Origin of the sequence: Enterococcus sp. AZ009 (genome assembly GCF_050548785.1) — a bacterium.
GTDB classification, from domain to species: Bacteria; Bacillota; Bacilli; order Lactobacillales; family Enterococcaceae; genus Enterococcus_D; species Enterococcus_D entomosocium.
The window spans coordinates 2,957,627-2,970,945 of record NZ_CP172960.1; the positions used below are offsets into that span (position 1 = coordinate 2,957,627).

Below are 13,319 nucleotides of genomic sequence, written 5' to 3' on the forward strand. Positions count from 1 at the left end.
ATCCTCCTCTTAGTCTCCTTGTTTTGGCAACAGAAATCGTTGCTGTGTTTCAAATAAATAGCCGACTTGGAAAAGTAGATCTTCTCTGCCTTTAGACGCCATAAATTGGATCCCTAGCGGCAACCCTTCCTCACTAAGAGCAGTTGGCAAGCTGATGGCTGGCTGCCCCGTTAAGTTGGCTAATTGAGTGTAAGGTGTCAGAGCATAGCTCTTGGCAAACATTTCTTCGATCAACTCACCCGCAGCACTTTTTCCAAGCGATTCGATCTCATGCAGTCTTTGGCGAATGCTATCGCTTTGTAAGTCTTCCTCGATCAAAGGGGCTGGAAAAGCCGTCGTCGGTGTTAAAAAGAGATCATAGGTCGAAAAGACTTCTTCCATTTTTTCTGCCAGCTGATCCCACCACTGCAAGGCAAGAACGTAATCGGCGGCCGGCAGTTTTTTGCCATATTGGTAAAGTGCCCAGGTCATCAATTCCATCTCTTCCCGTCTGACCGGTTCTTGACGAGCAGCATCGATCTCAGCAAACATCGCAGCTGTTTCGCCACCATTCATGGCGTAATAAGTGGTCATCATTTGCTGACCATCCACTGGATAGCCCACTTCAACGACTTCGTGCCCCTGCTTTTCTAAAAATGCGGCTGCACTTCGGACTGCTTGGATGGCAGTTTCAGACACTTGGCCACCGGTCGGCGATGCGGTAGTAAAAGCAACCTTCAACCGCGGTTTTTGACTCGCTTGCTGATGATGCCATTCTACTTGCGGTGCCTGATAAGGGGCTGCCGGCTGTGACGTCCGCAACGCATAAAACAACTGTTCCGTATCACGCATGGAAAGCGTCAACGCAAAGTTGATGGAAGCGCCTTGCCAGCTGCGCCATTCACTAGGACCCACTGGCATCGTGCCACGAGTTGGCTTCAAACCGATCAATCCGCTAAAGGATGCTGGAATGCGGATCGATCCGCCGCCATCACTGGCACCCGCAATCGGAAACATCCCCGAAGCCACTGCCGCTGCCGCACCACCACTGGAACCACCAGCTGAATAGGCAGGATTCCACGGATTACGCGTAGGCCCATACAATATTGGATCAGTGATGTTTTTGAATCCAAATTCTGGTGCATTGGTTTGCCCTAACGGCACAAAGCCCGTCTCTTCTAAACGAGAGACAAAATGAGCCGTGCGGCTGGCTCGTGCTTTAGCAAACAGTTTGGCTCCTGACGTTGCTGGCCACCCTGCTTTGGTTTGGCCGAGTATTTTTAACGGCATGGGTTGTCCCCCAAAGACCGTTTTTTGAAGATGCTGCTCGTAATGCTGGATCGCTGCTTGCGGATCAAATGTTACAAGCGCATTCAAAAGCGAATTTTGTTGATTGACTTTTTCTTCGATCATCGCCACCCGCTCTGCAAAGCTGATTTGTCCTTGCCGCAATTGTTTCGCCCAATAGGTCGCATCTTGCATGCTTGCCCCTCCTTTTCCTCAAAACCTCAAACAATTATCTAAACTGTAACACATGAAAAATTCTTCTTTATATAGACTACAATATACCAAACACTAGGAAATCTTTCAACAAAAATAGAACAGTTTTTAAACCTGTATCATATTGTTATCAAACGTTCCCATCTTTTTACTACCAGTTGTCGACCAATGCTTCTTCTTAGCTGTCCCCATCATTACCTAACAAAAACGGCACATCGCCAAACGATGTGCCGTTTTGATTTACTTGTATTTTTCTTCCAGCTTGCTCATCCAAAGACCTAACCAAGCCCCCAAGACAAACAAGATAATTCCGATGACGGCTGTTACCCAAGTAAAGCCGCTATAGTTTGCCACCGGAGGAATCACGATCAATATCGTTGAGGCAATAACGATCCCTAAAATGAAGTGATAGACTTTTGAATGATAATGGCTCAATAGCCACTCCATCAATTTCGAAAACAGCAGCATCACTGCCAAGCCGCCAATGGCGATCGGTAGAAAGACCCCCATGATGTCAAAGCTCTTAAAGCCTTTCAACATCGGATCATAAAGGCCCAAAACGAGCAAAAGGTTTGAAGGACTCAAGCCGGGAACCAAAACACCTAACGCGATCAGACCGCCGGCGATCACAAAACCAATGAAATTGGCAGGGATCGTTCCTAAGATATCGCCCATAAAATAGAGGAACAAGAAGCCGATGACCATACTGCCGAAGAACCAAAGCAGGTCGCCGGTTGTCCGTTTGCTTTTCAAGGTCGATTCTTTAGCAAGTGCTGGTAACGTCCCAATAATTGCCCCCGCAAAGCCCCACAAAACGATGATTTGATAGTTTTGCAGCAGCCACTCTAATGGCTTTGATAAAAGCCCGATCCCTACGATTCCCCCGATCCCTACTGGCAGGAAAAAGAGGAGATTCTCTTTAAAATTCTTCGTCAGATGTGCCATAAAGCGCAGCATCCGCTCATAAATGCCTAAGATGGCTGCCAATACGCCACCTGAAACACCAGGCAAGATAAAGCCCAAGGCAATCACCACGCCTTTAAGAAAACGTGACAAAATACTTTCGTTTCTCTGTTTTTCCATTTACAATTGCTCTCCTTAGCGATGGTTTTCACCAATCGTTCTTTTTTCATCAATCCCTTTAACTATACTTGATTGCCAAAAAAATGGAAAGTAATTTCTAATTCCTCATACAAAGGCAGATTTCAAAGTTCTTTCAGCATCAAGAAATCCGTCTGCTCATCATCCCCCATAAAAAAGGAATGACTGCCAACTCTTACAAAGCCCATCGTATGATAAAAAGCCAACGCATTGTCGTTAAATTCCCAAACACCTAACCAGATCGACTTTTTCTGCAGCGCTTTGGCGGTCTCTTGAGCAAACAGCAGCAGTGTTTTGCCATAGCCTCTGCGCTTATGTTCTTTTTTGATATAGATTCGTTCAATTTCCAACCCCTCTGGGGCAATCGCTTCCGTTTGCGCCTCACCCCAGTTAAGTTTGATATATCCTACGGTTTGATCATTTTCTTGTAAAAAATAAAACGCCGATTGCGGATTTTCTAACTCTCGGGTCAGTTTCGGCAGATTGTAGGCTTCTTCTAGATAGATACGAGTATTTTCCTCCGTATTGAAAGGAGCAAATGTATCGTAATAGGTGGATACGCTGATTTCTCCCAATTCTTCTAAATCTGCCAAAGTACATCGTTTGATAGCCATCAAAACGCCTCCTTTTTTATCAAGCTATTCTATCACATCTCCATTATCCCTTGCAAAAGCAAAAAGGGCGGACAGCTTTCCCCACTGTCCGTCCTTTCATAGACTTACTCTTTTATAACCAAGAGCCAGAAAACTGATGGATCACCATCGTACTCGGATCTTCCTCGACCTCACCCGTGATATAGCTTTTTGGTGAAAACGTCATTTGCGGGAAGATCTCTACGCCCTTAACGGTTTGTCGTTGATTATTCAATTCTAATCCGTGGTTTTGCAGCAGTTCCGTCACTCGGATCACATTGGTGACGACATCTTCCGTTTTTTCTGCCCGGACAAATTTTCGGTCATCGTAATCGTGGTACCATTCTTCCATAAAGGGATGGTGCGGAACCGCTCCAATGATCCCAGTAGAAATCTTGGTTTCGATCTCAAAGCCCATAAATGCCTCCAGTGTCAAGAGCTCATCTAAAGGTTTGACCACCTCGATATCAGTATCCATATAAATACCGCCTTCTGTCACTAACGCATACAAACGAACCACATCTGACACAAATGCCCATTCTTCTTGGTCATAGGCCTCTTTTAGATAAGGACCGAATTTTGAAAGGTCGATCGTTGATTCATCCCAACGTTTGATCTCATAATCCGGACAATATTTTTTCCAGGTATCCATATATTTCTTTTCTTGTTCACCTAATGGATTGCCGCCAAACCAGCAATAATGAATAATTTTTGGAATCATCAATCTCTCTCCTTTAGTTTATTGGTCTCTTTTAAGTGTAGCGGATTTTGCAATTGTTTCAAAATCATATACACTTTTTACGGCGAAAAGAACTGTTGGCTCTGCTCTTCAGGATCAGAAAGGATCATTGAAAAAAGCACCTGAGTCAACGACTCGAGTGCTTTTTGAGGGATTGCTTATAAATAATGATTGTCCCGTAAGACGGCTTTTTTGATATCTGCCACCGTTTGCGTCCCCGCAAGCTGCATGACCATTTCCAATTCTTTTTTGAAGAAATCAAAGACTTGTTGAACACCGGTGGCACCACCTAGAGCCAACCCATAAATCACTGGTCGACCGATTGCCACCAGATCTGCTCCGCAAGCAATCGCTTTAAAGACATGTTGTCCTCGCCGTACCCCGCTATCAAAGACGATCGGCGCCCGACCTGCTACTGCTTCAGCCACGATCTGCAAGGAATCAAAGGAAGCTGGACCACCATCCAATTGGCGTCCCCCGTGATTTGAGACCCAAATCCCTTGTGCACCTGCCCCTAATGCTCGTTCCACATCTTCTTCTGATTGCACCCCTTTGACATAAACCGGCAAATCAGATTCTTTGGCGATAAAAGCGACATCCTGAGGACTTAATTTTTGTTTTGAGGAGCCGTAAACGGCATCCATCGTTTGTCCGATCCCTGATTGATAAGCCTGAACGATCGGCATTGCCAACGGAAAGGTGAAGCCATTGCGGCGATCCGTTTCTCGATTGCCCCCCACGGTTGCATCTGCGGTCAAAACGATCGCTTTGGCGCCATTGCGTTTTGCCATCGCCAAGATGTCTTTGTTAATACCATCGTCTTTACTCATATAAAACTGGAACCACTGCGGTGCTTCTTGACCTCCAGCCGCTCGGATTTCTTCCAACGTACAAGAGGCATACGAACTCGCCGTATAGATCGTGCCAAAACGTGACACACCTTTGGCTGACGCTTGCTCTGCCGCAACATTTGCTAAGCCGTGGGCAGCCACAGGCGCCATAATGATTGGCGCTGACAACGTGTCACCGCCAAAGGACAACGTTGTGTCCGGTAATTCAATGTCCTTTAAGACATGAGGAATGATCAATTTGTGATTGAAGGCGCGTTCATTTTCTTGATAGGTAAAAATATCCCCCGCACCACTGCTGATATAGCCATACCCACCTTTAGGAATCACTTCCTCTGCCGCGATCTCCAAATCGCGCATATTGATAAAATCGATTGCTCCTTCTGCGGTACTTGCTTGATAAATTTTTTCCATGCCTTTCCCTACTCTCCAATAAGATAACGTTTACATTTTCATCCTACCCCTGATTGCAGGATCACGCAACTCATTCGCTCACTCCTACTCAACACGCTGCTTTTACTTTTCAACTCAAGCCAGCCCTCCATTTGAACTGGCTGAATTATTTTTATGTTCGTGAGAAATATTCTGCCAATAACAACGGCTGAATCGTTGGATATGTCCAACTGGCAGGCGGCTCTGCCCTTACATAGATTGCTTCGATCTCTGAAGTCAACTCATCCTCCAAGTCCGTGATCTGGGCTTCGAACACCAAGCCGTAATCGGTCTCTTCGTCTTTTTCTACCCCATAGATAAATAACGGCTCTAGAGTAAAGTGCTTGGCTCCTGTTTCTTCTTTTCATTCACGGGCGGCACACGCTGTGATGCTTTCTCCTGATTCTCGCTTACCTCCGGGTATTTCTAATGCGTCTCGTTCTTTGTGTTTGACATAGACGAGCTTTTCTTGATACTTGCTGATGATCACCGCAAAAACTAGCTGCTCTTCTGCGATCTTTTCAAGCTCAAAAATCGTTACGTGATTCATTTTCCTCATTCCTTTCAAAAAAGCAGGCTTGCTTCTATAATAAACAGTCGTTAAAAATCAAAAAAAGTGCTGATCCCTTATGGAAAGGATCAGCACTTGCAGCTTGTTATTCTTCTTCTTCCGCCATGAATGTGTTGAAGACTTCTTCAATCATATCCCATTCTGCTTCTGTTTCGATCTGTTCTAATTCACCTTCAGAACCGTCTTCGTTTTCAATATAAGCGTACGCTTGTAATTCAACGTCTTCTTCTTCCGGTACGCCTGCTGGATAAAGCAAGACGTAGTTGCGGCCGAATTCTTCCGTACCGTCAACCGTTAATAGAATTTCGTATAAGGTTTCATTTCCTTGGTCATCGATCAAAGTAATGTGTTCATGTCCTTCATGATCGTGATCGTGGTTATGATCGTGTGTATGTTCTGACATTTATTTTCCTCTTTTCTGTAAATTAAAACAGCTGTTTCCCAGCACCATCTAAATAATTCTGCAAAATCATGACTGCTGCTAATTTATCAATCACTTTTTTTCGTTTGGCACGCGATGTATTCGCCTGTTCTACCAGCATTCGTTCTGCTTGAACGGTCGTCAGACGTTCGTCTTGGTAAACGACAGGCAAACCGAATTGCTGTTCGATCGCTGCGCCGTAAGCCATAGAAGCTTCCGCTCTAGGTCCGATCGTATTATTCATATTTTTAGGTAGTCCTACCACAAAACGTGAGACTTCATATTCTTTCACCAATTCAGCAAGTCGATCATAACCGAAATTGCCTTCATCTTCATTGATGCGAATGATCTCGATCCCTTGTGCTGTCCAGCCCATTGGGTCACTGACCGCCACGCCGACTGTCCGCGAACCAACATCCAATCCCATGATTCTCATTATAGGTTGATCCCGTGATTGCCTAAATAATAACGGATCAGAACTTCCATGATCTCATCCCGTTCGTGACGACGAATCAAATTCCGGGCATCCCGATAACGAGGAATGTAAGCCGGGTCGCCAGAAAGGAGGTAACCGACGATTTGATTGATCGGATTGTATCCTTTTTCCTCTAATGCTCGGTAGACGATAGCTAATGTTTCGCTGACTTCTTTTTTACGGCTATCATCAAAATCAAAGCGAACTGTTTCATCTGTAAAACCCATTTCACGACACCTCTCTTTTGTATAGATTTTAGCATATGTTCCTACTTTATTGTACTAAACGTTTGATAAAACTACAAACATATGCTTAGATTTTCTTCATTATAACAAAGGTTTATGATGTTTCTATGAACTTTCTTAAAAAAAGCTAGAAAGCGCGATAGACATACTGGTTTTCTGGTGCTTCAATCGTCTTCTCTTGGTCTGCTACCACCATCGGCAAGTCTCGTTTGAAGGGTTGATAGTACTTCGATTGGATCGTCCCTTCCACGTGGAGCCACTGGTTATTTTCTGCAGTCGCTTGCTGCGGCAATTCCACCCGTAAACCGAAAACGCCTGAATCAGCCACACAATGGATAATGCCAAAACGAAACAAAAAGATTTCATTGGCATCATCTTGATCTGCATGGTACACAAATCCATCATAGGTGATTTTCTTACCAATGAATTCACTCGGGTACGTATAGATCAACTCCATGACTTCCAAGTAATTTTCTTCCGTTACCGCAATCGTCTCATCTTTGGCGTAACGTGCCAAGGCTGCATCCATCTGAGTGTCATAATCTTCTTTGTTAAAATAAAGACTTGTATCGGGTTTCAGATATTGGGTCGTCATTTCTGGATCCCCCACAGATTCTTCACTTAGGGGGAAATTAAACCCTTTTGCTTCAACGATCGTCGTATCCAAGCTAACGGTGGGAAAAAAGAGACCCACGATGATCGGTAAGGCTAATAGAAAATACGCAATCACTCGTTGGTATTTTTTCTCTAATCCATGCTGGTGCTCGTCGTCATGATGATGCTCGGGCTCTTGTTTGACCCAAAAGTACAGCTGGACCAAAGCCAACAATAAAGAAATGATCATAGATAAAATAGCGAGATAGCGATAATGAATGTTGATAAACTGATTGAGTTTGCCCGTCACTTGCAAATACATCATTAATTCAAAATAGCCTGATAAGATCAAAAAACGAATCATTCTTTACACCACCCATGCATAAATTGAAACGACGATTGCGACTAAACCAACCAGAGAAGCGATAAAACGCCCCGAAAAGTACCGCTTCATCATCAACAGGTTTTTAATATCTACCATTGGACCAAAAACCAGGAAACCGACGACTGGTCCAGTGCCGAATAAACTCAACAACGAAGAGCCGATAAAGGCATCTGCTTCGGAACATAGGGATAATGTCAGTGCCAACAGCAGCATGACGAAAACCGCTAACAGCTTCGTGGAGCCTAATGTCAGCATCAAGCCAGTTGGCAGATAGGTCTGCATCGCTGAAGCGATCAACGCACCAATGATCAAATAACGCCCAGTATCGAAAAACTCATCCAAACTATGCTGCAGCAAATGACGAATCTGCCGAAGAAGCGGATGACTGGTCTTTTCTGTTTGATGGTGGGCGTGATCATGCCCATGATGGTGTGGGTGAGCTACTTGCTCATTCCCGCCACTTAATTGATTGGCAAGCCGTGTTTTTAAGACCTCTTGTTTGTTAAAATACGCCAGCCAGATCCCCACGACCATTGCGACCAATAAGCTGCCCAGTACACGCAAAAAGGCGAACTTCGCGGAATTTCCAAAGGCAATGAATGTCGAAAAAATCACGATAGGATTGATGATCGGTGCAGTCAGCATAAAGGCAAACGCCGTATACACTGGCACTTCTTTTTTTACGAACTGATTAACGATCGGTACGATCCCACACTCGCAGGAAGGAAAAAATACCCCCAGGCCACAACCAACAGTGATCGATGCCAATTTGTTTTTTGGTAAGAGTCTCGTGACTCTTTCTGGCGTCAAGAAGACTTGTAAAGCACCTGATATCAAGCAGCCCAATAGGACAAAGGGCAAGGCTTCAATGACGATAGATAAAAAAATAACACTCATTTGCAGGACAGAATTCGGTAATGCCTGAAACATAACTTTAACCTTCTTTATCAATAAATTCGAAACGCTGGAATTACTATACGTTTTTTCCTTTTTTTATACAACGTTTTTTTTAAAGCAGTCTGTTTTTTTAATCGTTGCTTTAGATTTTCCTTATCTTTAAATCCTTCTTGTTCACCTAAATGATCAGCAACTAGCAGATATTTTGACTTTTCCTCAAGAACAGCGTACATTTTCCATGGAGGAATGACTTATGCAAAAAAATCAACCGATCCAAGAGAGGCTCGCCCAACATCCGTTGGCACTACTCTATCTCTCTCAACCAAATTGCAGTATTTGTGTTGCGGACAAACCACGCATCCAAACACTGGCACAAACCCAACAACTCCCACTATTTACCATCAACACGCTGACAGAGCCAGAAGCAGCCAGTTTATTTTCGGTCTTGACGGTTCCCGTCGTCCTCTTGTTCGCAAATGGGAAAGAAGTGCATCGCGAAGCCCGCATCATCGATTTCACACGTTTGACTCAACAAATCTTGCGGTATCAAGAAGCACTCACAAGCGTTGAAGAGCAAGATTCCTACGAATCACTTTTTGACCAGTTAGACGAGTAAGTTCAGTGAATGAAAGCAAAAAACAGCTGTCAGATCCTTGTATATACTACGATCTGGCAGCTGTTTTGCTGGTTCCTATTTATGTGATGCGATTATTCGCTTAGTGATGGTTCTTCTACTGGTTCTTCATGGGACAAGACGTTGCCTGAATGCAAGAAATAAATCAATGTTTGCAATTCATTGGTTAAGTCAACGTTTTGAATGAGCACGCCTTTTGGTGCAGTGATCCGTGCAGGTGTAAAGTTCAAGATCCCTTTAATGCCAGCTTTCACAAGCTCGTTCACTAAATCTTGTGAATGTTGTGCGGGAACCGTCAAAATAGCCACATCGATCTGCTGGATCTTCACTTGTTCCTTCATGTCATCCATTGGATAGACCGGCACACCATCTACGATTCGACCAACTAGATCTTCATTGACATCAAATGCAGCACTGATCCGAATGCTGTTGCTTTGGTGAAATTTGTATTTCAACAAGGCGCTCCCCAAGTTTCCGACACCGACTAAAGCTACATTCGTCATGTGGTCTTCGTTCAATGTCTTCGCAAAGAACTGCATCAAGCTTTCAACGTCATAGCCATAGCCGCGTTTTCCTAATTCACCAAAGTAGGAAAAGTCGCGGCGGATCGTCGCACTATCAACTTGAACAGCTTCACTTAGTTCGGTCGAAGAAACTTTTAATTTGCCAGCTTGGTGCAAAATACGCAAGTAACGATAATATAAAGGCAATCGCTTCGCTGTTGCCTTTGGAATTTGATGATCTTTCAAAGAATACTCCCCCATTGTGAAAAATTCACTTGTGATGAAGCTATCATAACAAATACATTGTTCAAAAATCAATTTGAATGCTCATAATTTGAAATATAAATTTTATAATGGTAAAATCAAACTTTTTCCCAATCGCTGTTTTTCATAAAATATGATAGACTTGTAGTATTGCAACCTTGATACAGACAAGTTTCTTAAAGATAGGAATGACATACACATGATTTTATTACAAGCCAACCAAATCGCCCGTCTTTTCGGAGCCGAGGTTTTATTTGAAAATATCCAATTAGAGATTGCCAGCAATTCCCGAATCGCGCTTGTTGGGCGCAACGGTGCTGGTAAATCAACGCTGCTGAAAATTATTGCTGGACTCGAAAGTCCTGATAAAGGAACGATCGCTAAAAACAAGACCGCTACGATGGGCTACTTAGCTCAAGATACCGGACTTGCTAGTCAGGCCACCGTTTGGGAAGAAATGCTAGGAGCTTTTGCAACGGTTCGACAGATGGAGCAGCGCATGCGTACCTTAGAGATCGCCATCTCCGAAGCAGATCCTGTTGCTGACTCTGGCAATCTTCTGAAAGAATACGATCAATTGCAACATGAATTTGCAGAAAAAAACGGCTATGGCTATGAAAATGAAATTCGCTCCGTCTTGCACGGTTTTCAGTTTGATCCTTCTTTTTACACACAGCCGATCGATACCCTTTCCGGTGGTCAAAAAACCCGCTTGGCATTAGCAAAAATGCTGCTGCAAAAACCTGATATCTTGATCCTCGATGAGCCGACCAACCATTTAGACATCGAAACGTTATCTTGGTTGGAAAACTATCTACAAGGATATGCCGGTGCGTTGCTGATCGTTTCCCATGACCGTTACTTCTTAGACAAAGTTGTCAACGAAGTCTACGAACTGAGTCGGCAAAAAATGCGCCACTACAAAGGCAATTACAGCCGCTATTTGACCTTGAAAGCTGAACAGCTGCAAAGCGAATGGAAAGCCTTTGAAAAGCAGCAAGAAGAAATCAATAAACTGGAAGACTTTGTTGCCCGCAACCTTGTCCGTGCCTCTACCACCAAACGCGCGCAAAGTCGCCGTAAGCAATTAGAGAAAATGGACCGGTTGGATCGCCCGCAAGGAGATGAAAAATCCGCCCACTTCCTTTTTTCCATTGAAAAACCTTCAGGAAATGTTGTGATGCAAGTAGAAAATGCCGCTATCGGTTATTCTGAAGAAGAAGTTTTATCGGCGCCCATCGACTTAGATGTTCGTCGCAAAGATGCGATCGCTTTAGTGGGGCCGAATGGGATCGGCAAGTCAACCTTACTGAAATCGCTGATTCATAAAATCCCCTTTATTCAAGGAAAGGTGCATTTTGGCGCCAATGTTTCAATCGGGTACTATGACCAAACTCAATCCGATCTGCACTCAACAAAAACGATCCTCCATGAGCTTTGGGATGACCACAGTACCACACCTGAAGTCGAGATTCGCAATATATTAGGCAGCTTCTTATTTTCGGGAGAAGATGTTGAAAAGCCGATCACGCTGTTAAGCGGTGGCGAAAAAGCCCGTGTCGCTTTGGCAAAATTAGCCATGGACCATGACAATTTCTTGATTTTGGATGAGCCAACCAACCATTTAGACATCGACAGCAAAGAAGTCTTAGAAAATGCCCTGATCGATTATGAAGGCACGTTGTTCTTCGTATCTCATGACCGCTACTTTATCAATCGAATCGCCACCAAGGTCGTGGAACTGTCTGAAAACGGCAGCAAGCTCTATCTAGGCGATTACGATTATTATTTAGAAAAGAAACAAGAAGAAGCTGAGATCGCAGCAATGTTGGAAGCAAAAACAACCGAAACCACCATCTCAGCGGGCAAGCAAAACTTTGTCCAAAGCAAAGAACAGCAAAAAGCCGTTAGAACCTTACAGCGAAAAGTCGCCCAAATCGAAGAAGAGCTTGCCACGATAGAAGAAACGATCCAGCAACTGGAACAAGACATGACCGCACCAGAAGCGTTGAATGATCATGTAAAATTGACCGCGTTGAATCAAGCGTTAGAACAAGCCCGCACTGAACATGAAGCCCTATTAGAAGCATGGGAAAATACTAGCTTAGAACTAGAGGCATTTGAAAGTTGATCGTGGAATCGGTCTGTAGGCCGATGACAAGCTCCCCCTCCTTTGTTTTACTTAAAAGAACAGGATGAATACGTACGATTCGTAAAACAAGGAGGGAAAAATGCAAAAACAGACAGATGTTTATCGAAAGCGTCGGCCAATGGTTGTTTTGGCAGGATTGGTGTTGATTTGGATAGGGTTCAATCGAATCTCTCATCACGTGTTGTACGGAGAGTTGTCCGAACACGTGCACACCGTCGATGCCTATGATGAGAGTTATGACGACGAATATATTTACTCTCAAGCTATTTTTAGTGAAGATATCAATGCTTACTTAGGGGAAATGGACATCACAACACCGATTTTCCTGCAGACGAACGAAGAATGGGCCGATAGATCCTATGGCAATGACGGCAGCCAAACCTTAGCAGAAAACGGCTGTGCGATCGCTTCTCTTGCGATGGTTCAATCCTATCTTGAAGGCTATTACATTACGCCACCGGAAGTCCTTGATTGGGCAGGAGATCATTATTACGTTGACGGCCAAGGAACGGACTGGCGGATTTTTTCTGACTTTGCCGATGCAAACGGCTACAACTATTATGATCTTAGTACTGACCTAGCTAGCGTTGAAGCCTACTTGCAACAAAATCATCCCGTCATCGTTTCTATGACCCCAGGGGAATTTACAGATGGCGGCCATATCATGGTCTTAGGTGGAATGATGGGCGATCAAGTGTTTGTCTTAGATCCCAATGATGATCCGGAAAAATCCCACTACGCTACTTACTACACACTAGATGAAATCGCTGATCAAAGCTTACGCTTTTGGACCTTCAGCTGATTGTTCGAAAAAAGTCCCATTGTGGGGCTTTTTTCTTTGTCGTCCCGAAAGCAGCAACTGGATCTTATTTTTTAATAAAAAAACCCTTTTTTCTCCCTTTGGGAATCCGCTTTCTATTATAATGGAAGAAAGAAAGGTGTGAAAT

At 44.0% G+C, this 13,319-nt stretch carries 14 protein-coding genes and 1 pseudogene; 3 read left to right on the top strand and 12 right to left on the bottom strand.

Going from position 1 to position 13,319, the window contains the following annotated elements; all coding sequences use genetic code 11:
• Nucleotides 1–9: 9 nt before the first annotated feature.
• From IGJ74_RS14010 to IGJ74_RS14060, 11 genes and pseudogenes are all read right to left on the bottom strand, one after another.
• Nucleotides 10–1,461, bottom strand: coding sequence for an amidase (locus IGJ74_RS14010; RefSeq protein ID WP_087665049.1), 1,452 nt, complete (start codon nucleotides 1,459–1,461; stop codon nucleotides 10–12).
• 258 nt (nucleotides 1,462–1,719) lie between these two features.
• Complete coding sequence (locus IGJ74_RS14015) at nucleotides 1,720–2,562, bottom strand: DUF368 domain-containing protein (RefSeq protein ID WP_010749839.1); 843 nt, start codon at nucleotides 2,560–2,562, stop codon at nucleotides 1,720–1,722.
• 122 nt (nucleotides 2,563–2,684) lie between these two features.
• Nucleotides 2,685–3,194 (bottom strand): GNAT family N-acetyltransferase, encoded by a 510-nt coding sequence (locus IGJ74_RS14020; protein WP_016612680.1) that lies wholly within the window; start codon nucleotides 3,192–3,194, stop codon nucleotides 2,685–2,687.
• A 112-nt stretch (nucleotides 3,195–3,306) separates the two neighbouring features.
• Nucleotides 3,307–3,933, bottom strand: coding sequence for a glycosyltransferase family 32 protein (locus IGJ74_RS14025; protein ID WP_010749841.1), 627 nt, complete (start codon nucleotides 3,931–3,933; stop codon nucleotides 3,307–3,309).
• A gap of 176 nt (nucleotides 3,934–4,109) precedes the next feature.
• Nucleotides 4,110–5,213: an alpha-hydroxy-acid oxidizing protein gene (locus IGJ74_RS14030; protein ID WP_008380802.1), complete on the bottom strand. Its 1,104-nt coding sequence runs from the start codon at nucleotides 5,211–5,213 to the stop codon at nucleotides 4,110–4,112.
• 151 nt (nucleotides 5,214–5,364) lie between these two features.
• Nucleotides 5,365–5,781, bottom strand: a pseudogene (locus IGJ74_RS14035) (NUDIX hydrolase).
• Nucleotides 5,782–5,887: 106 nt separating this feature from the next.
• Nucleotides 5,888–6,205 carry a DUF1292 domain-containing protein gene (locus IGJ74_RS14040; protein ID WP_005228559.1) on the bottom strand — a complete coding sequence of 106 codons (318 nt, stop codon included), beginning with the start codon at nucleotides 6,203–6,205 and terminating at the stop codon, nucleotides 5,888–5,890.
• 22 nt (nucleotides 6,206–6,227) lie between these two features.
• Nucleotides 6,228–6,659 (bottom strand): Holliday junction resolvase RuvX, encoded by a 432-nt coding sequence (gene ruvX, locus IGJ74_RS14045; protein ID WP_005234242.1) that lies wholly within the window; start codon nucleotides 6,657–6,659, stop codon nucleotides 6,228–6,230.
• Nucleotides 6,659–6,925 (bottom strand): IreB family regulatory phosphoprotein, encoded by a 267-nt coding sequence (locus IGJ74_RS14050; RefSeq protein ID WP_005228556.1) that lies wholly within the window; start codon nucleotides 6,923–6,925, stop codon nucleotides 6,659–6,661. The genes ruvX and IGJ74_RS14050 overlap by 1 nt, the downstream gene beginning before the upstream one ends.
• 145 nt (nucleotides 6,926–7,070) lie before the next feature.
• Nucleotides 7,071–7,901, bottom strand: a complete 831-nt coding sequence (locus IGJ74_RS14055) for a TIGR03943 family putative permease subunit (protein WP_008380795.1) — start codon at nucleotides 7,899–7,901, stop codon at nucleotides 7,071–7,073.
• Nucleotides 7,902–7,904: 3 nt separating this feature from the next.
• Nucleotides 7,905–8,852: a permease gene (locus IGJ74_RS14060; RefSeq protein WP_008380792.1), complete on the bottom strand. Its 948-nt coding sequence runs from the start codon at nucleotides 8,850–8,852 to the stop codon at nucleotides 7,905–7,907.
• A 220-nt stretch (nucleotides 8,853–9,072) separates the two neighbouring features.
• Here IGJ74_RS14060 and IGJ74_RS14065 point away from each other — a divergent pair, with 220 nt between their 5' ends.
• Nucleotides 9,073–9,435 carry a thioredoxin family protein gene (locus tag IGJ74_RS14065; protein WP_008380790.1) on the top strand — a complete coding sequence of 121 codons (363 nt, stop codon included), beginning with the start codon at nucleotides 9,073–9,075 and terminating at the stop codon, nucleotides 9,433–9,435.
• A 92-nt stretch (nucleotides 9,436–9,527) separates the two neighbouring features.
• Here IGJ74_RS14065 and IGJ74_RS14070 read toward each other — a convergent pair whose 3' ends face one another.
• Entirely contained in the window at nucleotides 9,528–10,202 is a 675-nt protein-coding gene (locus tag IGJ74_RS14070) for a redox-sensing transcriptional repressor Rex (protein WP_005228549.1), read from the bottom strand.
• A 217-nt stretch (nucleotides 10,203–10,419) separates the two neighbouring features.
• On the opposite strand from IGJ74_RS14070, the gene IGJ74_RS14075 reads away from it, so the two are divergent.
• The gene (locus tag IGJ74_RS14075; RefSeq protein ID WP_087665050.1) at nucleotides 10,420–12,351 is read left to right on the top strand and encodes an ABC-F family ATP-binding cassette domain-containing protein; all 1,932 of its coding nucleotides are present in this window, start codon (nucleotides 10,420–10,422) and stop codon (nucleotides 12,349–12,351) included.
• Nucleotides 12,352–12,451: 100 nt separating this feature from the next.
• Nucleotides 12,452–13,174: a C39 family peptidase gene (locus tag IGJ74_RS14080; RefSeq protein WP_087665051.1), complete on the top strand. Its 723-nt coding sequence runs from the start codon at nucleotides 12,452–12,454 to the stop codon at nucleotides 13,172–13,174.
• Nucleotides 13,175–13,319: the final 145 nt, after the last annotated feature.